Raw genomic sequence first — 23,817 nt, 5'->3', positions numbered from 1 at the left:
AGGAACATTGTTTTGTCTTTGGGGCGGTGGCTTCAGCCTCCCTTGTAGATGCAGTTAATAAAACAAAGCACTTCGCTCTTTACCTTGTTGCATTTTACTTAGATGAAGTTTGTTTTGGTTTTTGATTTGATGCAAGCAGGGAGACTAAAGTCACCGCCCCGAAGCAAACGTCAGTACTACTAGTAAGGTGCAGTCAATAAAACAAAGCACTTCGTTCTTTACCTTGTTGCATTTTACTTAGATGACGTTTGTTTTGGTTTTTGGGATTGACGCAGGCAGGGAGACTAAAGTCACCGCCCCGAAGCGAACGTCAATACTACCAGTAAAGGGTCCGAAATATTTGGAGAGTGTTCTATAAACCTAGAATACTTAAAATCACTTCTGCCAGAAATGCTACTCTAGGGTGGTGGGCGAATTAAGCGTCAGCTCAGTATCATGAGCCGAGAAGCTCTGCGACTCCTTTTCAGGAACATTGTTTTGTCTTTGGGATTGACGCAGGCAGGAAGACTAAAGTCACCGCCCCGAAGCGAATGTCAATGCTACTCTAGGGTGGTGGGTGAATTAAGCGCCAGCTTAGTATCATGAGCCGAGAAGCTCTGCGACTCACTTTTAGAGACTGAGTAATTTGGGTTCGTGAATGCCATCTTGAAAATGTGTTAAAGCCAGTAAACGCATTTTCATTTGTAATGAAGTTTGCTTACGGGCAAGCAGTTTAAAATCTGTCTTTTTTATATGCTCCACTTTAAGTCGCTTTAATCGTAATAGATAAATCAATTGGATCATATTTTTACTTAGATTGGTATCAAATAAAGCCAATTAATATTTTGTAACGGATACAAAAAAGGGGCCTAAGGCCCCTTCTAAACATCATATTAATGGATTAACTTACCATTAACCAATATGTGTTAATCCACCCATGTAAGGCTGTAGAACCTCAGGAATTTCAATGCGGCCATCTGCACATTGATAGTTTTCTAAAATCGCCACCAAAGTACGACCAACAGCTAAGCCAGAACCATTTAATGTGTGTAATAGTTCAGGTTTTTTAGCACCATTACGACGGAAACGAGCTTGTAAACGACGCGCTTGGAAATCACCAACATTTGAACAAGATGAGATTTCACGGTACGTATTCTGTGCTGGTAACCATACTTCTAAGTCATATGTTTTAGTTGCGCTAAAGCCCATGTCACCAGTACATAAAACTACTTTACGGTAAGGTAGTTCTAAGTTTTTAAGTACTTGCTCTGCATGACCTGTTAATTCTTCTAATGCTTCGAAGCTTTTCTCAGGATCTACAAGCTGTACCATTTCTACTTTATCAAATTGATGTTGACGAATTAGACCACGTGTATCACGACCATATGAACCAGCTTCACTGCGGAAACAAGGTGTATGCGCAGTCATTTTGATCGGTAGATCTGTCTCATCATAAATAACATCACGACTCATATTTGTTAATGGTACTTCAGCTGTCGGGATTAAAGACATACCAATGCCTTCTTCCGTTGCTGGGTTTGTGTTGAAAAGATCATCACCAAATTTAGGCAGCTGACCCGTTCCATACAAACTATCTGCATTCACTAAATACGGTACATATAACTCAGTGTAACCATGCTCATTAGTATGCAAGTTCAGCATGTATTGTGCTAAAGAACGGTGCAGTTTTGCAATTTGACCTTGCATTACAATAAAACGAGATCCTGAAATTTTCACTGCAGATTTAAAGTCTAACCCACCTAATGCTTCACCTAATTCAACGTGATCTTTTACCTCGAAGTCGTATTGTTTAGGTGTACCCCAAGTTAATACTTCTACGTTTTCACTTTCATCTTTACCAATAGGCGCAGATTCATGCGGTAGATTAGGCACAGCATCAGCAATTTTTTTGATTTGTTCACTAACAACAGCAAATTCTTCTTTTGCTTTTTCTAACTCTTCACCTAATACATTCATTGCTTCACGTAACGGCTTAATATCTTCGCCACGTTTCGCTGCTAGCCCAATATCTTTAGAACGTGTGTTACGCTCTGATTGAAGATTTTCTGTCGTAATTTGTAGTGATTTCCTTTTTTCTTCTAGTGAAGTTAACAAATTAACATCTAAATCAAAACCACGTTTTTTTAATAATTCCGCTGTATTTTCAATATCATTACGTAAAAACTTTGCGTCTAACATCTTATTCCCTAACCTTTCAAAACTAATAAAGTACCTAGATACGTTGCAATCAAACATACCACTACATTCAATGTTACATTAAGCATTGCTTTAAATATCTCACCTTGCTGCAGTAATAATAAACTGTCCATTGAGAACGATGAAAATGTGGTTAATGCACCTAAAAACCCGACACCAATTAATGGCCACCAAGGTGTTGAAGAGATTGATTCTTGTTGAACCAACTGAAAGATATAACCCATAATTAACGAACCAATTACGTTGACGGTAAGTGTAGCAAAAGGAAAACCTTTTCCAAAGAGATTGACTATCCCAATACCAATTAAATAACGGAAAGTTGCCCCGAACGCACCTCCACAGGCAACAAAGGCAATATTCATAACTAAATTGTTCATATTTTTCTCTATTTCAACATAATAGCTGTTGGTTTGTTGGTAGCTAACTAGAAGCTAATAACGCTTTATATCGCTTTCTTGATCTTTGGATTTCAAATAACGTAGCTTCTCGGCTATTTTAGTTTCTAATCCACGCTCAACAGGATGATAAAATTCGACACCTTGTAATGCTTCAGGTAAATAAACTTCACCTGCCGCATAAGCGCCAATTTCATCGTGAGCATAACGATACTCTTGGCCATAGTTTAAGGATTTCATTAACTCTGTAGGTGCATTACGTAAATGAGGTGGCACTTCTAAATCAGGGTAAGCTTCTACAGCTTGTTTAGCTTTTGCGAAGGCAGTATAGACTGCATTACTTTTGGCTGCACAGGCACAATAGACAGCAGCTTGTGCAATCGCTCTTTCACCTTCTTTAGGGCCAATTCGCGTAAAGCAGTCCCAGGCAGACATCGCCACTTGCATTGCACGAGGGTCTGCATTGCCAATATCTTCAGAAGCAATCGCTAACAAACGACGAGCCACATACAGTGGATCGCAACCACCTGCTAGCATTCGTGCAAACCAATATAAGGCCGCATCAGGATCAGATCCTCTCACTGATTTATGGAAAGCAGAAATTAAATCATAGAAAAGATCACCTTGTTTATCAAAGCTAACGCCTTCTCTACCTGCTATTTCCATTAATAATGAAGTATCAATGCGTAATGTGCCCTGCTGTGGCTCTGCCATATCGGTCAGCAGCTCTAAATAATTCAGTGCTTTTCTTGCATCACCTTGTACTAATTGAGCCAGTTTATCCAATACACCTTGATCAAATTCGACCTTAAAATCAGCAAAGCCCTTGCTTGACTGACATGCTTGATCAATGACCTGTATAATTTCATCTTCTGTTAATTTTTTTAATAAATAAACACGTGCTCGCGATAACAATGCGTTATTTAATTCAAATGAAGGGTTTTCTGTTGTCGCACCAATGAATAAAAAGGTGCCATCTTCAATATAAGGTAAAAAAGCATCTTGCTGGCTTTTGTTAAAGCGATGTACTTCGTCTACAAATAATAAAGTACGTCGGCCACCGGCTTGATTTTGTTTAGCAATATCAATGGCAGAACGAATCTCTTTAATACCAGAGGTCACTGCGGATAAACGTTCGACATGCGCATCACAATATTCTGCGATTAACTCGGCTAATGTGGTTTTGCCTGTTCCAGGAGGTCCCCATAGAATCATTGAATGAGCAAAACCAGCTTCTAGGGCTTTTCGTAACGGCTTATCTTTAGAGATTAAGTGTGATTGGCCAATATATTGGTCAAAATTACGCGGCCGCATACGCGCGGCCAACGGTTGGAATTGATTATCGACTGAGAATAGATCTTGCATTAGCGTTGATCGTCTATCTCAACACCTGACGGAATTTTAAAATTATAAAAATCGTCATTTAATGGTTTTGCGTTAATGTTATTGGTTAACGTAAACACACTTTTTTGACCTAACTCTTCAATCACTGAAAAGCCGGCGATCTTATCGTCTTTATCAAAACGGAAAACAAATTTATTTCGACTATTACTGTCATTGCTACTGATAACAAACTCTTCACCTGTTTTTTTCACCGTAAAATTAGCCCAGTCAGCAGCATCTGCTCCTGATAATAGTGCGAACGGTGTACCTGCAATCGCATCAGCGAAGTTCATAATCGTCACTTGTTCAATGAAAGGACTATACAGCCAAACATCAATGCCATTAGAAACAATTAATTCTTGCTCAGGAGAAGTTACTTCCCAGTAAAAGTTACCAGGTCGAGAAATAACCAGTTTACCTAAGCTTTCTTGAATAAGGTTACCTTCAGGACTAATAACCTGCTGCGAAAAATCTGCATCTAATGCATTAAACTTCGCCAGTTTTTGTTGTAATAACTCACTGTCTGTTTGTGCTGAAACAAAAGTTACCATTGTAAAAAATAGGCATATAACAGCGATAATATTCTTTTTCATTTTTAATCCTTAATAGGCGGTGGTGCTAGTACATCTCGGTTACTGTTTGCACCAGAAGGTGCACTAATCACACCTTGAGCTTGTAATTGATCAACTAAACGCGCTGAGCGATTATAACCAATACGGAATTTACGTTGAATACTTGAAATAGAGACTTTTCTTGTTTCAGTAATAAACGCGACCACTTCATCAAATAAAGCGTCAATTTCTTCTTCTCCTTCGCTTTGTTCACCTGGTAACAGCATGTCTAAATCTGCATCACCAGCAAGGATCTCTTGCACATAATTAGGCTGACCGCGTTTTTTCCAGTCTGCAACAACTTTATGTACTTCATGGTCATCAACAAAAGCACCGTGTACACGCGTTGGCATACCTGAACCAGGTGGCATATACAACATATCACCATGGCCTAATAATGTTTCTGCGCCTTGTTGACCTAGAATAGTACGTGAGTCAATTTTACTCGATACTTGGAAAGCAATACGTGTTGGAATATTCGCTTTAATCAAACCGGTAATAACATCAACAGATGGACGCTGTGTCGCTAAAATGAGGTGAATACCAGCAGCACGTGCTTTTTGAGCAATACGCGTGATTAACTCTTCACATTTTTTACCTACGATCATCATCATATCGGCAAACTCATCGACTACCACTACAATTACAGGTAGTTTTTCTAGCTCTGGTGCGCTCTCTGCCATGCTATCGCCTGGTTTCCATAGTGGATCTAATAATGGTTCACCTGCTGCTTGCGCTTTTTTAACTGCGGCATTATAGCCTGCTAAGTTTCTGACACCAATTTCAGCTAATAGTTTGTAACGACGTTCCATTTCACCAACACACCAGCGTAGTGCGTTTGCAGCATCTTTCATATCTGTAACCACTTCTGTTAAGAGATGTGGGATGCCTTCATAAACATTTAACTCTAGCATTTTAGGATCGATCAAGATCATGCGTAAATCTTCAGGAGATGATTTGTATAATAGACTCACTAACATACAGTTCACACCAACAGATTTACCTGAGCCCGTCGTACCAGCCACTAATAAGTGCGGCATTTTCGCTAAATCAACAACCACAGGTAAGCCAGAAATATCTGCACCTAAGACCATGGTTAAAGAAGATTTACTTTCTTCAAACTTTTTACAATCTAATACTTCAGAAATATAAACAATCTCTCGATGACGATTTGGCAGCTCTAGTGCAATCACAGATTTACCTGGTATTTGATCGACTACACGAACACTCATTGCAGATAATGCGCGCGCTAAATCTTTCTCTAAACTACTTACAGTGCTCACTTTCATACCTGGTGCTAATGCTAATTCAAACCGTGTGATCACCGGTCCCGGTAGCACATTCACTACTTCTGCTTTAATTTTAAACTCAAGTAATTTAGTCTCAACTAATCGTGCTGCACTATTAAGTTCATCCTGTGACACTGGATTGGTCTTTTTATCAGGTCTGTCCAATAGCTCAATGCTAGGCAATGGCGCGATTGTTGTATCTGCAACAAAACGTTCTACCGGTCTTGCGTGTTCTGGTAAATGAGAAAAGTCTGTTTTAGGTTTTACTTTCGCAACTTCAGGTTCCTCTTCTTGATCAATCACGATCTCTTCAGTCTTATCGTCATCTCCCCAATCGATACGGTCTAAATGAAGTGCAGGTGTCTGCTCATCTTCTGCCTCATCGATTTCAAAGCGAGGTTCATGATCAGGTTCATTATCATCAGAAAAGTCGATTGCTTCTTCTACTTCCTCTACCTCTTCAACCGCTTGCTTACTTTTCTTTTGTGCTTTCTTGGTTTGCTTTTCCAGTCTTTTTTCTAGCTTATCTTGTAACTTTTGCTGTTTTTCTTGGTAACGTGATTCGCTATTTTCAGAACGGTTTTCAAGCATCTCTTTTATTAAAGTCGGTAGATTTCTTATCCAGGCTAAGCCTTTTAAAGTGTGCTCCCCTAGCCCGTCAATTAAACGGATCCATGAAAAACCAAATAACAAGGTTGTACCACAGACTAAAAAAGTTAATAGGATTAGGTTGACCGCCAGTAAGCTAAAAAAGCCTAACATACTTTGTGATAACACTTCGCCTACTAAGCCACCGGAAGTATATTCCATGTAATCATTGATATTTAATGCGGCTAATGCGCTTAAACTAAAGAAGGTAAAAATAAAGCCCACAATACGTAAACTTAGGTTTAAAAAATCTACTTCAAGTTTCAGTTTTGGCTTCCACAAAAGCATCCAGGCCAATGACACAATCATCACTGGAATAAGGTAAGCTAAAAAACCAAAGGTAAAAAATAATATATCGGCTATCCAGGCCCCCACTTTTCCGCCCGAGTTCTCTATTTCAGCAACCCAGTGTAATTGTGACCAACTTGGATCATTAGGAGAAAAGGTAAATAATGACAAAGTAATGAAGATAGCGATAAACGCACTGATAATGATCCCTACTTCGAATAACTTTTGCACCGCGGAAAGGTGGTTTAATAATTTGCTATTTGACAAGAAAATAACCCTAACAATAAAAAATGCTCAATGGCATATAAATAAAAAAATACAATAACTTAATCTAAAAAATCATCAGGTAGTTGATCGCGTAGGCGTAGCCAAATTTTACCACTGGTAAACGCTGAATCCCTTACTATCTGCATAATTTGTTGTCCATCGCCGAGCTCAAATACCCTTTTTATATCGGCATAGAATGACAATGCAATTAATTTTGCTTCGTTGTTTGAAAAATAAAAAGTACCTACTTTACGATATAAATCCTGTAGGCCATTTAAAATTAATACATAAATCATATTATTTGATGACACAGCAACATGATGGTAGAAACGATAATCAAATTCAGTGAATACTTCACTGCTCGCATCAACTGTTGGAATATCTTCTAAGAATTCAATGATACTTTTACTATTATGCTTTGCGGCCATGCGAAGAATAATAGTACTAATGTTTGTTCTAACTGACATTAGTTGGTCAATAAAATCGCCACGATGTTCCTTATCTAAACGAGTTATTGTACTTAAAATGTTTAATCCTGACGTTTCCCAGAAATCATTTACTTTTGTTGCTTTACCATGACGAATAGTGATCCACCCTTCCTTCGAAAGACGCTGTAAAACTTCCCTCAAAGTAGTTCGTGTTACACCTATTTTATCGGCTAAAAGCCTTTCCGCTGGTAATTCAGAATGGATTGGTATTGTGCCATTCCAAATTGACTCTATCAGGTATTGTTCTGCTACATCAGCAGGTCCTTTAACTTTCATTATCATGTTTTTCATCATCCGATATCAGTTACTTACATCTTAACATAATCATTCACGCTAAAGGTGACTGTTTAGAAAAACAGTACCAAAAAATAAAGTGAAAATAAAATTTCTTATATTGTTCGCTTAAGATTTAATAAATCTCTGTTTATATTGCAGTTTTAATGGGTACAATAGCCGCAAGTTAATCTAAATACTTTATTAGGAGCTCCCATTGACTGCAAATGTTTTTTGTTCTGATTTTAAAAATCTATCGCGACAGCGTTGGCCTTGGCTATTATTAGCATTAAGCGCTTTCGTATTAGAGCTGAGCGCCCTCTTTTTTCAACACGTTATGCTATTAGAACCTTGTGTAATGTGTATCTACGAGCGTTTAACTTTATTAGCAATACTTGCTGCGGGTTTAATCGGTGCAACTGCTCCAAATAATCTGTTTATCCGCTTAACGGCTTTTGCGGTATGGGCAACAGGTTCAATTTGGGGGCTATTGCTTGCAATGGAGCACACTGACTACCAAATGAATCCTTCACCTTTTGCAACTTGCGACTTTTTCCCAAACTTTCCAGAATGGTTACCATTACATGAAATAGCACCTTGGTTATTTAACCCTACTGGAACTTGCTCTGATATTGTGTGGACATTCTTAGGATATTCAATGCCACAATGGTTAATTGTTAGTTATGCTATTTATACCGCTCTATTTGTTGTTGTTTTCATTGCAGCAATCTTGCCTTCAAAAGCAAAATAAGGCTGTTAACCGCAAAATACGAGCTGAATAATAGCTATTCAGCTCGCTCTTTACACTACTTCAATAATGAGTGATCTGCTGGTAACTTTTTAATAATCCATGTCACCAGTTTATGACGAATATTAGCCGTATTCTCATCTGCCTCAGCTAATGGGTTAATTAGCTTATCTTGCACTAATAAACGATAAATACATTCCTGTTTATCTTTTGCTGATGTAGTGCTATCAATACCAACATAACCTCGTTGCACTGCATAAGCTGCACCTAATTTAATGGCATGTTGTAATAGCTGAGATTCGTTCTTAATTTTCTTCATTTTTAGTCCCTTTACTTTTTAGCATTTTATAGCTGCATGACACTTATTCCTATCCAGTACCACACATCACATTCATCAATATCGGTTATTGTTAAGTCTGACTTAAGCTATTAGCTCACATTAACTTTTACCTAATAATTTTAAAACTGCTTGCTCATCTAAAATTTCAATCCCTAATTCAGTGGCTTTTGCTAATTTAGAGCCCGCGGCTTCACCTGCGACTAATGTATTAGTTTTTTTAGATACACTACCCGCTACCTTTGCCCCTAGTGCTTGCAAAGCAGCCTTAATATCATTACGAGAAATCGCATTAAAACTGCCGGTAATAACAAACGTCTTATCTAACAATAACAATTCACTTTCATCCACTTCTTGAATTTCAGGCCAGTGTATACCTGCACCAATAAGTTGATCAATCACTTCTAAATTATGCTCTTGACGCAGGAAGTAGTAGAGATGCTTTGCCACTATCTCACCCACATCACTAACACTTTTTAACGATTCAATACTTGCTTTTTTCAAAGCAGGTAGGGTTTTGTAGTGATTAGCTAAATTAGCTGCCGTTGCTTCCCCTACTTCACGTATACCAAGTGAATATAAAAAACGCGCTAAGGTGGTTTTTTTGCTAAGTTGTAAGTTATTAACTAATTTTTTAGCTGATGTTTCACCCATTCTTGGCAAGCTTGATAATTGCGCAACAGTTAATGAGAATAACTGCGAAGGATCTTTGATCATTTTATGATCCACCAGTAAGTCAACAAGCTTATCGCCTAAACCATCTACATCGAGTGCTTTACGTGACGCAAAGTGCTTAATCGCTTGCTTACGTTGCGCTTCACAAAATAACCCACCAGTACATCGCGTCACCGCTTCGCCTTCAATACGCTCCACATCACTATCACAGACAGGACACGTTTCAGGAAATACAATTTCTCGAGTTTGTTGCGATTCTCTTTGCTCAATAACCACTCTAGCGACTTGCGGGATAACATCACCCGCTCGACGCACCACTACAACATCACCGATTAAAATACCTAGTCTTTCTATCTCGTCTTTATTATGCAAGGTCGCATTAGACACGGTCACGCCACCAACAAAGACCGGTTTTAGTTTTGCAACAGGGGTTATCGCACCAGTTCTGCCCACTTGAAACTCAACATTTTCAACAACGGTTACGGCTTCTTCAGCTGGAAACTTATAAGCTGTAGCCCAGCGTGGAGCACGTGCAACAAAGCCCATTTCTTGCTGTAATTTAATATCATCAACCTTATAAACTACTCCATCAATTTCATAGGCTAGCGAAGGTCTCTTTTCAGAAATATTCTGATAAAAATCATGGCATGCATCTTCACCAACAACTCGTTTAACTTCACTTGAAACAGGTAGCCCCCACGATTTTAATTGCTCAATTCGTTGATATTGGCTATTTGCTAGCTCACCTTCAAAAACACCAACAGAATAACAATAAAACGCTAAAGGTCTTGATGCTGCAATTTTAGAATCTAGTTGACGTAAACTACCTGCAGCCGCATTTCTAGGGTTTACAAATGGTTTCTCACCTGCGGCGACTAAGCCTTCATTTAATTTATTAAAGCCGGCTTTAAGCATAAATACTTCACCGCGTACTTCTAATAGTGATGGGATATTATCACCACGTAATCGAAGCGGTAAGTTGGCAATTGTTTTAACGTTTTCCGTTACATTCTCACCAGTTAAGCCATCACCTCGCGTTGCAGCTTGGACCAGTAAGCCATTTTCATAAATAATACTTGCAGCTAACCCATCGAGCTTAGGTTCAATACAAAAGGCCGTCTCATCTAAGGTTGATTTATCCATTACACGCTTCATAAAATCATTGAGCGATGTTTCATCAAAAACATTATCTAAACTCAACATCGGTATTTTATGCGTCACCTGTTCAAATTTAGATAAAGGTGTGCCACCTACTTTTTGAGTTGGTGAATTAGCAGAAAGTAATTCAGGGTAATCCGTCTCAAGTTGTTTTAAAGTGTGAAAGAGACGATCGTATTCTGCGTCAGGAACGGTAGGAGCATCTTGAACATAGTATTGATAATTATACTCTTCTAGTAAGGAGCTTATTTCTTGGATTTGTTGTTTTGCACTACTAACTTTATCATTCATTGTTCTTGGCTCTTATTTATTTTACTAACAAAAAAACCTCGAAAACGAGGTTTTTAATAAATCATGTTAACCCAGCTCGGGACAAACTATTACGTTGTGATTTTTCAATATAATATCACTATCATCAATCACAATTGAAGTTAGTTATATTTTTTTAAACGATCCTGGTATTCATGAAATTGCTCAGAGGTAAACATTTCACGTTTTTCATTCAATACATCACAATCAAACTCTTCAGCGACCTGCTCTACTGCTCTTAACATCAACTCAAATGCTTCATTAACACTAATTTTAGGGTTAGGGGCAGTAAAGAAGAAAGAGATACCCGGCGAGTTAAATTGCTCAATCGTATCTAAATCAAATGTACCTGGTGCCATCATATTAGCAATACTAAACAGTACTTCACCGGTACCATCAGAGTTTTCATGGCGATGGAAGATATTCATATCGCCGTAGCGAAAGCCTGAGGTTAAGAAAAACTGTAATAACTCATGCCCACCTAATCGGTTATCCCCTTTAGCAGCGACGTTAAAAATAAATAATTCAACTTGATCCGTCTCTTCTGGCTCAGCAGCGGGCTCTTCAGTTATTTCTGGTTGATTTGATTTTTCTATCGCTTCCGCCATATGAAAATCTTTAACTGGAATTTCAGTGATCACGTCAGCGTCAACAGGCTTTAACGATTCACCTTCTTTAACTTCAGAAACTGATGTTGTATTTTCTACACCATTCTCTACATCGTGCTCTACCGGTTCATACTCATCAAAAGTAAAGTTAAAGTTATCGTAGTCATCTTTTTCACGCGACTCAGAAAAAGCAATATCATTTAAATCAGTTTCTAGCTGAGAATCGTCACTTTCCTGTTCAAGATCATCATCAATGTGCTGTTCATCATATTGTTCTTGTTCAAGTTCTTTTTGTGCTAATTGTTCTTTACGATTAGTTAAAAAACCATGAATTAATACACCGGCAATAGCTAAAATGCCAATGGCGATCAGAATAGATTGGAAGTGCTGCATGATTGTATCTCTTAATCCATTATAAATAAGGTTATGACCTACTAAATTACCTTGTATCAAGCTCTCCGTCTATCATTTGCAATGATTTTTTTATAAAACGGGTACTTAAGTTATTTTTACTATCAATTATGGGGCTCTTTGTATATTTTTAAAGCTAAATAGTAAGTAAAAATTATAACTTAAAAAACTGAAAAAAAAGATATTCGTCGCAATGCCAACGTTGCCAAATAATTGGCTGGCTTATCATAATACCAAGGTAAAATTTAAGTGAAGATTTTTGGGAAACCTAAGTTGGATGGCAGTCATCGAATACAAGCGGCAGTGACACCATAAAACTCGTGGTTTATCCACCTTGATACCTTCTGCTTTAGTTTAAATTTTTCTTGATGAGTTTTAGCCTTTGAGTATCATGCACCTATATATTATTAATAAGGCTCTATCATGAACAGTAACAATGTTGTCAATCAACCGCTTTCGGGAATAAATTATTTAATAAAAGGCGCAAAATTATTACGTCACCCTAAATTACGCACCTTTGTATTGGTGCCATTGATCATTAATATTCTTATTTTTGCTTCTGCATTCTGGTTTTTATTTTCTAGTATTACAGACTGGATTGAGAGCTACATGCAAATGCTCCCTGAGCTACTGAGTTGGTTATCTTATATATTGTGGCCAATTATTGTTTTTTCTATTCTTTTTGTTTTTTCATTCTTATTTTCCACGGTTGCTAACTTAATTGCTGCACCTTTTAATGGCTTATTAGCAGAGAAAACTGAAATCCTACTTACTAAACAGACGGTTAATGATGATGGTTGGCAAGACTTATTCAAAGATTTACCGCGTATTTTAAAACGTGAGTGTCAAAAATGGTTGTATTTCCTACCGCGAATCCTAGGTTGCCTTATTTTATTTTGGGTACCTGTGATAGGCCAAACTATCGCCCCTATTGTCTGGTTTATTTTTGCAGGATGGATGATGGCGATTCAATATGCAGATTACCCTTTTGATAATCACAAAGTATCATTTGCCATGATGCGTAAAACGCTGGGTAAAAAAATGACTAAGAATATCACCTTTGGGATGATTGTTAGCTTCTGTACGACGATTCCAGTGCTTAACTTTATTATTATGCCTATTGCTGTATGTGGTGCGACTGCTGCTTGGGTCGATTTATATAAAGAGCAAGCATTAAGCGAATCAGTCACTGTTTCGCCTCAACGTTAAGCTTCTATTTCATCTTAAGCTCGTTTTAGCAAGCAGCTTAATTAGTCCAGTTGCTTACTAATACCAATCACACTAATTAACTGATCTATTTTACTTGTTAAAATAACTTATTTCTTCGTTGTAATTTTCGCAAATAGAACAACTATTTAACTCAAATTACGCCTTGAACTCAGTCATTTTTTCTGCGCAAAATTTAGATCACTTATTTAATATAATTGGTATAAACACAACCAACCGCTTGATTCTTTTTCATACTTTACAAGCAATAAAAAAAGCCTACCTCATAAAATGAGATAGGCTTTTGTAATTTCAAATTGCAATAGTGTTAAACCACTACCACTCAATCAAATTTATGCAGCGAAGTTTTTCGCAACAAATTCCCAGTTAACTAGTGCCCAGAAACCGTTTAGGTAGTTAGGACGAACGTTACGGTAATCGATGTAGTAAGCATGTTCCCATAGGTCAACTGTTAGAAGTGGAGTAGTACCTTCTTCAGTAAGTGGTGTTCCTGCATTTGAAGTGTTAACGATTTCTAGAGAACCGTCAGCTTTTTTAACTAACCAAGTCCATGAAGAACCGAAGTTGTTAACAGCTTTGTCGTTTAATTGTGCTTGGAATTCAGCAAAAGAACCGAATGCAGCATCAATTGCAGCAGCTAGTTCACCAGTAGGCTCGCCACCAGCATTTGGTGCTAGACAGTTCCAGTAAAAAGTGTGGTTCCAGATTTGAGCTGCATTGTTAAAAACACCACCTTCAGAAGTTTTAACGATCTCTTCTAAAGATTTTTCAGCAAGATCAGTACCTTCAACTAAGCCGTTTAACTTAGCTACGTAAGTAGCGTGGTGTTTACCGTGGTGGAATTCTAACGTTTCAGCTGAGATATGTGGTTCTAATGCGTCTTTTGCGTAAGGTAATGCTGGTAATTCAAAAGCCATTGTTAATTCTCCTAATAAAGGCTGGGGGGTTTATTTATTTTACAAGTATCTATTTATACTTACTTTGAGCATAAAAATCCACTACAAAAATTGAGCTAGATCAATTTATATCTGTGATAGAATGCTTGTAAACACATAGATAGATTGCACAACAACAAGTGTTATAATGTGCAATTATTTAACAATATTGTAACGCCAGAGGAAACGTAATGGAAACATTAGATAAAATTAAAGAACAACTAAGCGAAAATACTATTCTATTATACATGAAGGGTTCGCCTAAATTGCCTAGCTGTGGATTTTCTTCGCAAGCATCTCAAGCATTAATGCAATGTGGACAGCCTTTTGCTTACGTAGATATTCTACAAAACCCAGACATTCGTGCTGAACTGCCTAAATATGCAAACTGGCCTACTTTCCCACAATTATGGGTAGAGGGTGAATTAGTTGGTGGTTGTGACATCATTTTGGAAATGTTCCAACAAGGTGAATTACAACCATTGATTACAGCTGCTGCAGAAAAAGCTAACGCTGCTGCTGAATAATGACCTAACAGTATTTAAAAAAGGCTATTTCGATAGCCTTTTTTTATTCTCGCCAATAACCTCTACTTCCAGCCACCTAGCGCTTTGTAACGATTAACCATGTAATAAAACAGTTCTGCCGTCACTTCCGTATCATATAAGGCTGAATGTGCTTCTTTATTATCATAATCAACGCCTGCTTCTGCACAAGCTTTAGCTAAAACCGTTTGGCCTAAGATTAATCCCGCCATACTGGCCGTATCAAATGAAGCAAATGGATGAAATGGCACACGCTTTAGATTACAACGCTCTGTTGCTTTATTGATAAACCCTTGATCAAAAGTTGCATTATGAGCAACTATAATCGCACGATTACACTCATTTTGTTTTTGATACTTGCGTACTTTTTTAAATATTTCAGTTAATGCTTCACGCTCATCAACCGCGCCTCTTAATGGATTAAAAGGATCAATTCCTGTAAAACTCAATGCTTTCGGGTCAAATTCAGCCCCTTCAAAAGGTTCAACGTGAAAATGAATTTTATCAACGCTGGTTAAGTATCCTTGCTCATCCATTTTCGGAAAAATAGCTGCTATCTCTAAAATCGCATGGACCTGTGAATCTAAACCAGATGTTTCAATATCTATGATGACCGGGTAATAACCTCTGAAACGATCTACTAATTTATTATCCATTACATCTCTCTACTTTGAAAATTCGCGATATTATGCCAGAAAGCGAAAACTGCGCATAATTTTACAGGGGATATTTGTGGAAATTAATATAAAAAGCCAGTGAATCGTATCATTTAGGAAGCATTTAATATGAGTTCGGGCGATAGACCAAACTCATTACTGAAAAAGTCACACACAAACATACCAAATCATCTATGCGCCAACTGACTAAGCACTTAGGTCATCACTTAATAGCATTACTAAATGATGACGTAATGGTATTGATTACTCAAAGCGAATCGTAGTGAGATGTGGATTAGTAACAGTCACCGTTAAAGTAGTGATCTCAGTCAAGACTACCTTAAGATGCTGATCTTTAACTTTGATCAATATACACTCATCTCCTGCAATACCTTCAAGTGGTTGACCAGAAGTAAGGGTTAAGAGAAGCGGATAATGGTACATACACACGAGCTCAATGTAGTCGTACTGCTGACAGCTTATCAAATGATTTCTCCCGTATTATTTTTTAAAAAATTGACACTAATTAACGTATCAGTAAATGACTTGTTATACTTTGCTCAAATCACACCCTTTACAATACTTCTTTGTCCTACTTTATAGGTGACCTTATACTCAGCAGTAGATGCATAAGTTACCTATGTGCTCATTCTATGTCAGTACTCTATACATCGAAAAATTAATCAGACTAATATCATTACGAATTATTGTGTTTTGCTTTGTCACGGTAAAATAGCATTGCTCAAAAAGTGATTTTGCAACGATAGATGCTTCAACATAAAGTGCGGTTAAGCCTCTGTTTTTTGCTTGCGCTATGACATAGGTTACTAATTGCGTTGCAACCCCCAGCCCTTGATATTGAGGATGAACATACAGGCAATCAATATGGCCGTCTTCTTCTAGTTCAATAAAACCAATAACCAGCTGATTATCGAATATCACGAAGGGCTTTTTAATAGCAAGGCGTTCTCGCCATTGTTTATAATTGATAGGTTTTGGTGCCCATGCATTTTTTTGTGGTACGGAATAGATAGAAGAGTCAACTGCATGCACTGCTTGATAAAACAGCTCAGTTATCTGTGTTGCCATAAGGGTACTTAATATGGCCAAAACGAATACCTAAAATAGCCACGACAATCAATAATATGGCACCTGCAACACCTAGTAGCTTGACCACTTCCATATTTTTCATATCTAAGATTAAATAACGCGCTAATGCAACAACGGCAATATAAAGTGGCATCCTTACCGGTAAACGCCCTGATTTTAAGTATAAGCTCACCATGGCAATCACTTCTAAATAAATAAATAACAACAGTAAGTCAGCTAATGTAACTTCTCTATTTTCAAAAACGATCCAAATTTCACTGCCCATCGCAATCACAGTTAAAATTGCAATCGTAAATAATCCCATATGCTCTACAAACGAGAGTGCTTTATAACCTGCTTCTTTTACATCTTTCATGTCACTATTCCTTGTCAAAATAAAAGCTAATTTAACGCTTAAACTGCTTCCCGCACAATATCAAATTTAACTTTATAATCAATAAATTATATTATCTCTTTATAACGATAAAGACATTTCATGCCACTTTAATCCACCATGAGACGAATCGGACTCACCTAACAATACAAAATCGTGTTTTGCATATAGAGGAATAAATTCAGATTGGCAAATTAAGTAAATCTCAGATTTATGAAGCGCTTTCATTCGCTTAATAAACTCTGTTAATAGACGACTAGCCATCCCCTTTCTTTGGTATTTAGGATCAACAACAACTGACATCACAACAACATATTTACCGGCTGGGTCGTGCCCCACTAACGCTTTAAATTCTTCATCGGACAGTACCACATTATCAGTGGTGCCACAGTTAATAAAACCAATAATTTCATCTTGGTTTTCTAATACAATAAACCCCGTTGGGTAAGTTTGTATTCTTAACAGGATCTTTTCCTTGGTTGCTGCTTCTTCACCTGCATAAGCCATGCTTTCAATTTCAAAACAACGGTCTACATCAGACGTAATGGCTTCACGAAAACTTAACTCACTCATAAAAACTAACCTCTACAATAACCATTATATAAACAACCCAATTTAACCTGTAATATGAAAGGCTTCAGTCACCCCTTCAATTAACATTTGTACACCGATCACAGTCAAAATTAATCCCATTAATCGTGTCGTAATACTTAATGCCCCATCACCTATAACAGTCAGGATTTTTGAACTAAAAACAAAACATAAGAAAGTCACCAAGCAAAGAAAAGCAAAAACTGAAACAGTGATAAGTAGCCCAGTTGTGCTACCTGATGCAGAATAGTTCATCGCCGTGGCAATCGTACCAGGCCCTGCTAATAACGGTACAGCTAAAGGTGAAACAGCAATATCGGAATCATCATTGTTTTCTGGTGAGTGTAATTTAGAGCCAGAGCCATTCAACATATGATAACCAATTAGAAACACCAATATGCCACCAGCAATTCTTAGCGCAGGTAAGGTAATACCAAACAGATGAAAAATTAATTTACCGAGCATAGAAAATAGAACAATGATAATAAAGGTGAGGATAATCGATCTCGCTGCTATCTTACGCTTTTCGCCGTCATTTTTATGACCTACCAAACCCACAAAAGCAGCAGTATTCGCAATCGGATTCATGATTGCAAAAAAGCCCATAAAAACGGTTAATATTTGTGTATATAACTCATTCATATCAATCCTTTATAGCATGAAGTTTACAGTAAATATCACTTTACCATTTCTTAATGGATAGCTCGAGTGAAACCGTTTAGGCATCTACAATACAATAAAACTAAATGCCGCTTTGCTTGTTTTTAACAAAAAAGCCCCCATGTCTATTTATTCAATTCAACTATTTTTCTCAGCACAGGCACAGCCCAGAGGTTTCATTTGCTTTCTAACATTCCATTTTCATTACTAGAACTGGCTCCTATGATCGAAGGAGAAAGTACGTCTAGTAGACTACAAAAGACCACTGAATATGCACAACAAGCAGACCAACTTGGTTATCAACGAGTTTGGTTAGCTGAACATCATAATATGCCTGGTATTATTTGTTCTGCGACTTCTCTACTAGTTGGACATATTGCAGGCCAAACCAAGAATATTAGAGTTGGCTCTGGCGGTATCATGTTGCCGAATCATTCCACTTTAGTCGTTGCTGAACAATTTGGTACATTAGAAAGCTTATATCCAGGACGAATAGACCTCGGTTTAGGACGCGCTCCAGGTAGTGACTCCGCAACCAGTCAAGCTTTAAATAGCGATCCCAATAGAGCTCAACATTTTCCAGAAGAAGTCTCAGAACTACAAAAACTATTAGGTCCTTATGACGGAAAATCAAGAATACGTGCCATCCCAGGAGAGAATACCAACATTCCAATCTGGTTATTAGGCTCAAGTTTGTTTAGTGCCCAATTAGCTGCTAAAAAAGGATTACCCTATGTATTTGCAGGGCATTTTGCACCACAATTTTTACAAGAAGCAGTTGCATTATACCGCCGTGAATTTCAACCTTCAGCGGCCTTAGATAAACCCTATTTTATGCTGGCACTGCCGGTTGTGGCTGCTGAAACAGATCAACAAGCTCAATATTTATCAACGACTTCAAAGCAACGTGTTTTAGCATTAATGCGCGGTCAAGGTTTATGGTTACAACCTCCCGTTGATAGTATGGATGGTTTATGGAGTGCACAAGAAAAAGCACAGGTAGATAACTTTTTAAGCCTGAGTGTGATTGGTAGCGCCAATACTATTAAGCATAAATTAGAGGTGATCGCAGCACAATTGAATGTTGACGAATTCATTTTCACAAATGATTTATATGATTCAAATTTAAGAAATAAAGCATTAGAAATACTGATGCAGACAAAAGGGTAAACCTTTAATAACCTTTAATCATTAACAGACCAAGTGCTTAGCTTGGTCTGTTAGGGGTTATTTATCTATGCTTTTGCGCAAATTTAACCATAAATTCAGCCAATGTTGTCACTTGCTTTAGGGTAATACCATTGTAGATACTCGCTCTTAGGTAATCGCCCACCCCAAAAGGTGTTAAGGTACGAAGGCCGATCAGGCCTTGCTCCCAGCTCTCTATTAGAAACTGCTCAGTTAACGCGAGATCGCCACCAGCAATGTTAAAAGGAACATTCATACGGCTTCTCAGGCTTTTATCGTTAATAGGCGTCGCATAAAATCCATTAGCATTATCAATAACGTCATACAGCATTTTGGCTTTCGCTATTGAACGTTGTTCGTTAGCTTCTACTCCCCCTTCTCGCTCAATCCAATCCATCACTAACCCAACAACTTCTATATTAAATGTCGCCGGTGTATTCCATAAATTACCCGCTTCACTATTGGTTGTGTAATTGAATACACCGGGACATAAAGGCGATGCTTTTCCTAAAAGATCTTTACGGACGATGGTTATTGTTAATCCAGGGTGTCCAATGTTTTTTGACGCACAAGCGAATAACACACCGACACCACAACCATGCCAATCAATAGGCTTGGTAGAAAAGTCTGAGCTTGCATCAACGACTAACGGAATATGTTTACGTGATTCAGGCAGTTTAGGTAATCGATGTAATTCAATGCCATTAACAGTTTCATTGGAGCATAAATAAACATACTTACTTTCTTTATCAATTATTTCTTCTGTTAATTCCGGAAAACTTAAGTAATTCCCTGTTTTAGTATCTTGAGCATCAATCGTTTGTACATTGCAATATCTTTTAGCTTCATCACAGCCGCGAGCAGACCAAGTGCCATTAACCACATAGGTTGCCGTGTCAGTGGGTTCGTGACAAAGATTTAATGGTAAAGCGGCGAATTGTCCATGACCACCTCCATGGGTAAATAGCACCTCATAATCATCGGGAATAGCCATTACTTTTCGTGCTGTATTAACCGCATGCTCAAGAATAGCAATAAATTCAGGAGAGCGATGCGAAAGTGCTAATGATGTTAAACCTGGCTTTTGAAAATTAGCAGCAATCTGTTTCTCAACCGCTTCAGGTAATGATGTTGGACCTGGGCTAAAGTTAATCACTTTTTCTGGCGATGCTGTTGAAGATAAAGAGCCTATCAGAGCTGGGTGGATACTATTCATTGTTCTTTTATCCTTTCAAATTCACAATATCTGGTTACTAATAAACCAGAATCAAAACGTTAAAAGTGGAATGCTCACTGCCCTACAATAAGTTGCAATAATCTAATTCCTGCTTGGGGGATTTATGTTTTATTTAATAACTGTCTGTCATCAAAGTACTTCAATTATCAATGTAAATATTATGCGACTTGCTGTGTGGTTCGATTAGCACCAAAGTTAGCTTTTATTAGTACCAACAAATCAATAACCAAAGATTAGAAGTGGAAAATTTAGGCGCTTTACGCTTTGAGCTTATATGCAAAGTAATCGTAAACGTCTCGTTCGCTGTTGTTAGAGACCTACTTTGAATACATTTAACGCTATTTTTTAATCTTATTTTGCTTTTTAATCACCCTTTTCAAGTAACTTGGATAATTATTAAACGTCGACATCTGTGATATAACAAAAAAGAATAATCGATTCATGATGTTCGTTTGAAACTAGCCTGCTAAGAGAGTAGATTAGCGCCCACTTCAACTTACGCGTCATCATATTTATTTAAGGAAAATCATATGTCGTATGCAATTATTGCGAATCTTGCGGTGTTTGCTTGTATTCTTTACTTTTTATTTAAACAGCAAAGAAATGCAAGTACGTTATCGCGCCAAGTTTTATTCGGCTTAATTTTAGGTAGCGCATTTGGCTTACTGATCCACCTATTTTATGGTGAAGGTAGCCCAATTATCAAAGGTACGCTTGCTTGGGTAAATGTGGTCGGTAGTGGCTATGTTGGCCTACTGAAAATGGTTATTATGCCACTAGTTCTAGTCTCGATGGTCGCTGCTGTTGTGCGATTAGAAAACTCAGGAGCACTGGGTAAAATTAGTGGATTAACAATCGGTATCCTACTTTTCACTACTATGATTGCCGCACTAATTGGTATTGCTGTCACTCAAATCTTTGGCCTTTCTGCTGCAGGATTATCGGAAGGTGTACGAGAAACGGCACGTATTAGTGTCCTTGAAACACGCTTGGGTAGTGTTGCAGACCTTACTCTGCCACAAATGATCGTTAGCTTTATCCCAACCAATCCATTTGCTGATTTAACCGGTTCTCGTTCAACGTCTATTATTGCCGTGGTTATCTTTGGTATTTTAGTCGGTATTGCAGCTCGACGTGTGATGATTGAAAAAACTGAATTAGAAACACCGATCCGTACTTTCATCGAAGCTGCACAATCGATTGTGATGCGCTTAGTGAAAATGATTATTGCTTTAACACCTTACGGTATCGCAGCATTGATGGCTAAGGTTGTTGCTTCTTCAAGTTTAGCTGACATCTTAAGCTTAATTGGTTTTATCGTTGCTTCGTATCTGGCTATTTTCTTAATGTTTATTGTACATGGTCTATTAGTATCACTGGTGGGTGTTAGCCCGAAAGAGTTCTTTAAACGAATTTGGCCTGTACTGACTTTTGCATTTACTTCGCGTAGCTCTGCTGCAACGATTCCATTAAATGTTGAAGCACAAATTACTAAATTAAATGTACCACCTGCTATTGCTAATTTATCAGCTACATTTGGTGCGACAATAGGTCAAAATGGCTGTGCTGGTATATACCCTGCTATGTTAGCAGTGATGGTTGCGCCAACCATGGGCATTAACCCAATGGAAATTAACTTCATTCTTTCATTAGTAGCTATTATCGCAATCAGTTCATTTGGTATTGCTGGTGTAGGTGGCGGTGCTACCTTTGCAGCTTTAATTGTATTGCCTGCAATGGGTTTACCAGTAACGATTGCTGCTCTATTAATTTCTATTGAACCGTTAATTGATATGGCTCGTACTGCGCTTAATGTAAGTGGTGCAATGACCGCAGGAACCATTACCTCACGCCTATTAGGTAATAAAAAAGAAATCAATAAAAACTTTAAACTAGGTGTTAGTCAAAGCACTAAATAACCTATCCTCAAGTAAGTCTCACAATCAGCTTGTGAGACTTACTGATTAACTGCGTTATACACCTTATAACGCTATTTTAATTGTTTTATTTAGCAATAATTCCTTCTGTCATCCCCTATCAAGTTAATTTATAAACATTTTTACCTGATCATTAAGTAACCTTCTTGGTTTATTTATAGTAAAATAAAATCACTTTCTCGTTTACTCCACCACAAAATTTTGAGTGTCTTTATGTTTTTTGAATCATTACAGTTTTCTTTTTCTATTGTTGGGCCAATCTGTTTATTATTATTTTTAGGCTGGTTTTTAAGAAGACAAAACACCATCAATGATCAATTTATCGAAATAGGCTCAAAGCTTGTTTTTAAAGTTACGCTACCTACCCTACTTTTCTTAAGCATCATAAAAATGGATAGAGATGCCGATATAGACTTTCATTTAGTCACTTACGGATTAGCGGCAAACTTCCTTTTCTTTATTGCCAGTATTATCGCGACTAAACTGTGGGTATCTGAAGAAAAGCACCATGGCGTAGTCATACAAGGGGCATTTAGAAGTAATACTGCTATTATTGGTCTCGCTTACATGGCTAATGTATATGGAGAAGAAAGTTTAGGTTTAGCCGCTGTTTATGTGGCTTCGCATACTATTTTATACAATATTTTATCGGTTATTATCTTATCGCCAAAGGAAGCGGGTGTTAACCCTAAAATGATCTTTGGCTTAGTTAAGTCAATTATCAAAAACCCTCTGATTATCAGCATTATGCTAGGTCTTGTATTTTTCCTTTTAGAGATACCAGTACCCAATATCGTCAAAGATACCGGGCAATACTTCTCTAACATGACCCTACCACTTGCCTTATTATGTACAGGCGGCAGCTTAAGTATTAGAGCCTTACAAGATAACAGCTTCAACTGTCGTTTCTCTACCGTTCTTAAAAATGTAATTGGACCGGTTTTAATTACAGGCGGGGCTTATTTATTTGGCTACACAGGGCAAATGCTTGGCTTAGTCTTTTTCATGTCCGCAGCCCCGACTGCTGCGGCAAGTTATGTGATGGCACGCGCGATGGGACACAGTGCTGAGCTTGCTGCTAACATCATTGCTATGACGACCATTGGTTCATTATTGACCTGTAGCTTGGGGGTTTCTTTACTTTATTGGTTACAACTCATGTAATTAGATGGAGCCTATAATGTGTTTTTAAGGCCGAGAATAAGGTTGAGGGAAGCACAGGTAATGGATTTTTGAAAGGTTAATCTGCTTAAGCACGGTAACCTAGATAGGTT

At 37.8% G+C, this 23,817-nt stretch carries 23 protein-coding genes; 6 read left to right on the top strand and 17 right to left on the bottom strand.

The window, feature by feature from the left end:
- Positions 1–891 precede the first annotated feature (891 nt).
- The 6 genes from serS to fadR are packed head-to-tail and all read right to left on the bottom strand — an operon-like array spanning position 892 to position 7,841.
- On the bottom strand, positions 892–2,178 hold the full coding sequence (serS, locus tag V6256_RS08285; RefSeq protein ID WP_341597673.1) for a serine--tRNA ligase: 1,287 nt from the start codon (positions 2,176–2,178) through the stop codon (positions 892–894).
- Positions 2,179–2,186: 8 nt separating this feature from the next.
- On the bottom strand, positions 2,187–2,573 hold the full coding sequence (crcB, locus tag V6256_RS08280) for a fluoride efflux transporter CrcB (protein WP_341597672.1): 387 nt from the start codon (positions 2,571–2,573) through the stop codon (positions 2,187–2,189).
- A 54-nt stretch (positions 2,574–2,627) separates the two neighbouring features.
- Positions 2,628–3,956: a replication-associated recombination protein A gene (locus V6256_RS08275; protein ID WP_341597670.1), complete on the bottom strand. Its 1,329-nt coding sequence runs from the start codon at positions 3,954–3,956 to the stop codon at positions 2,628–2,630.
- Positions 3,956–4,567 (bottom strand): outer membrane lipoprotein periplasmic chaperone LolA, encoded by a 612-nt coding sequence (gene lolA, locus V6256_RS08270; RefSeq protein ID WP_341597669.1) that lies wholly within the window; start codon positions 4,565–4,567, stop codon positions 3,956–3,958. Before lolA ends, V6256_RS08275 begins: the two co-directional genes overlap by 1 nt.
- A 2-nt stretch (positions 4,568–4,569) precedes the next feature.
- Positions 4,570–7,077 (bottom strand): DNA translocase FtsK, encoded by a 2,508-nt coding sequence (locus V6256_RS08265; protein ID WP_341597668.1) that lies wholly within the window; start codon positions 7,075–7,077, stop codon positions 4,570–4,572.
- 59 nt (positions 7,078–7,136) lie between these two features.
- Complete coding sequence (gene fadR / locus V6256_RS08260) at positions 7,137–7,841, bottom strand: fatty acid metabolism transcriptional regulator FadR (protein ID WP_341597667.1); 705 nt, start codon at positions 7,839–7,841, stop codon at positions 7,137–7,139.
- Between the two features lie 214 nt (positions 7,842–8,055).
- On the opposite strand from fadR, the gene dsbB reads away from it, so the two are divergent.
- On the top strand, positions 8,056–8,589 hold the full coding sequence (gene dsbB, locus V6256_RS08255) for a disulfide bond formation protein DsbB (RefSeq protein WP_341597666.1): 534 nt from the start codon (positions 8,056–8,058) through the stop codon (positions 8,587–8,589).
- A 55-nt stretch (positions 8,590–8,644) separates the two neighbouring features.
- Here dsbB and V6256_RS08250 read toward each other — a convergent pair whose 3' ends face one another.
- The 3 genes from V6256_RS08250 to zipA all read right to left on the bottom strand — a co-directional run bounded on the left by V6256_RS08250 (position 8,645) and on the right by zipA (position 12,126).
- Positions 8,645–8,905 carry a DUF5062 family protein gene (locus V6256_RS08250; protein ID WP_341597665.1) on the bottom strand — a complete coding sequence of 87 codons (261 nt, stop codon included), beginning with the start codon at positions 8,903–8,905 and terminating at the stop codon, positions 8,645–8,647.
- Between the two features lie 120 nt (positions 8,906–9,025).
- On the bottom strand, positions 9,026–11,047 hold the full coding sequence (ligA, locus tag V6256_RS08245; protein ID WP_341597663.1) for an NAD-dependent DNA ligase LigA: 2,022 nt from the start codon (positions 11,045–11,047) through the stop codon (positions 9,026–9,028).
- A gap of 140 nt (positions 11,048–11,187) precedes the next feature.
- The gene (zipA, locus tag V6256_RS08240) at positions 11,188–12,126 is read right to left on the bottom strand and encodes a cell division protein ZipA (RefSeq protein WP_341597662.1); all 939 of its coding nucleotides are present in this window, start codon (positions 12,124–12,126) and stop codon (positions 11,188–11,190) included.
- Positions 12,127–12,507: 381 nt separating this feature from the next.
- Here zipA and cysZ point away from each other — a divergent pair, with 381 nt between their 5' ends.
- On the top strand, positions 12,508–13,293 hold the full coding sequence (cysZ, locus tag V6256_RS08235) for a sulfate transporter CysZ (protein ID WP_341597660.1): 786 nt from the start codon (positions 12,508–12,510) through the stop codon (positions 13,291–13,293).
- A 350-nt stretch (positions 13,294–13,643) separates the two neighbouring features.
- Here the strand turns inward: cysZ and sodB are convergent, their stop codons facing one another.
- Positions 13,644–14,228, bottom strand: coding sequence for a superoxide dismutase [Fe] (gene sodB, locus V6256_RS08230; RefSeq protein ID WP_341597659.1), 585 nt, complete (start codon positions 14,226–14,228; stop codon positions 13,644–13,646).
- 209 nt (positions 14,229–14,437) lie between these two features.
- Between sodB and grxD the strand changes: the two genes are divergently transcribed.
- Positions 14,438–14,773: a Grx4 family monothiol glutaredoxin gene (gene grxD, locus V6256_RS08225; RefSeq protein WP_341597657.1), complete on the top strand. Its 336-nt coding sequence runs from the start codon at positions 14,438–14,440 to the stop codon at positions 14,771–14,773.
- Between the two features lie 62 nt (positions 14,774–14,835).
- Here grxD and rnt read toward each other — a convergent pair whose 3' ends face one another.
- From rnt to V6256_RS08195, 6 genes are all read right to left on the bottom strand, one after another.
- Positions 14,836–15,447, bottom strand: coding sequence for a ribonuclease T (gene rnt / locus V6256_RS08220; protein WP_341597655.1), 612 nt, complete (start codon positions 15,445–15,447; stop codon positions 14,836–14,838).
- A 264-nt stretch (positions 15,448–15,711) separates the two neighbouring features.
- A complete protein-coding gene (locus tag V6256_RS08215) occupies positions 15,712–15,933 on the bottom strand; it encodes a Rho-binding antiterminator (protein WP_341597654.1) in 222 nt (73 codons plus the stop codon).
- A 165-nt stretch (positions 15,934–16,098) separates the two neighbouring features.
- Positions 16,099–16,536, bottom strand: coding sequence for a GNAT family N-acetyltransferase (locus V6256_RS08210; protein ID WP_341597653.1), 438 nt, complete (start codon positions 16,534–16,536; stop codon positions 16,099–16,101).
- Positions 16,517–16,912 carry a phosphate-starvation-inducible protein PsiE gene (locus tag V6256_RS08205; protein WP_341597651.1) on the bottom strand — a complete coding sequence of 132 codons (396 nt, stop codon included), beginning with the start codon at positions 16,910–16,912 and terminating at the stop codon, positions 16,517–16,519. The genes V6256_RS08210 and V6256_RS08205 overlap by 20 nt, the downstream gene beginning before the upstream one ends.
- 99 nt (positions 16,913–17,011) lie before the next feature.
- Positions 17,012–17,503, bottom strand: a complete 492-nt coding sequence (locus V6256_RS08200; RefSeq protein WP_341597650.1) for a GNAT family N-acetyltransferase — start codon at positions 17,501–17,503, stop codon at positions 17,012–17,014.
- Positions 17,504–17,545: 42 nt separating this feature from the next.
- Complete coding sequence (locus V6256_RS08195; RefSeq protein ID WP_341597649.1) at positions 17,546–18,163, bottom strand: MarC family protein; 618 nt, start codon at positions 18,161–18,163, stop codon at positions 17,546–17,548.
- Positions 18,164–18,361: 198 nt separating this feature from the next.
- On the opposite strand from V6256_RS08195, the gene V6256_RS08190 reads away from it, so the two are divergent.
- Positions 18,362–19,351, top strand: coding sequence for an LLM class flavin-dependent oxidoreductase (locus V6256_RS08190; RefSeq protein WP_341597648.1), 990 nt, complete (start codon positions 18,362–18,364; stop codon positions 19,349–19,351).
- Positions 19,352–19,412: 61 nt separating this feature from the next.
- Here the strand turns inward: V6256_RS08190 and serC are convergent, their stop codons facing one another.
- Positions 19,413–20,585: a 3-phosphoserine/phosphohydroxythreonine transaminase gene (gene serC, locus V6256_RS08185; protein WP_341597647.1), complete on the bottom strand. Its 1,173-nt coding sequence runs from the start codon at positions 20,583–20,585 to the stop codon at positions 19,413–19,415.
- Positions 20,586–21,136: 551 nt separating this feature from the next.
- Here serC and V6256_RS08180 point away from each other — a divergent pair.
- Positions 21,137–22,525 carry an L-cystine transporter gene (locus tag V6256_RS08180; protein WP_341597645.1) on the top strand — a complete coding sequence of 463 codons (1,389 nt, stop codon included), beginning with the start codon at positions 21,137–21,139 and terminating at the stop codon, positions 22,523–22,525.
- A gap of 231 nt (positions 22,526–22,756) precedes the next feature.
- Entirely contained in the window at positions 22,757–23,707 is a 951-nt protein-coding gene (locus tag V6256_RS08175) for an AEC family transporter (protein WP_341597644.1), read from the top strand.
- Positions 23,708–23,817: the final 110 nt, after the last annotated feature.

It is taken from the genome of Psychromonas aquatilis, assembly GCF_038155185.1.
In the GTDB taxonomy this organism is placed as follows: Bacteria; Pseudomonadota; Gammaproteobacteria; order Enterobacterales; family Psychromonadaceae; genus Psychromonas; species Psychromonas aquatilis.
Note: the sequence above shows the minus strand (reverse complement) of the source record. Positions and strands in the feature narration are given on the sequence as shown.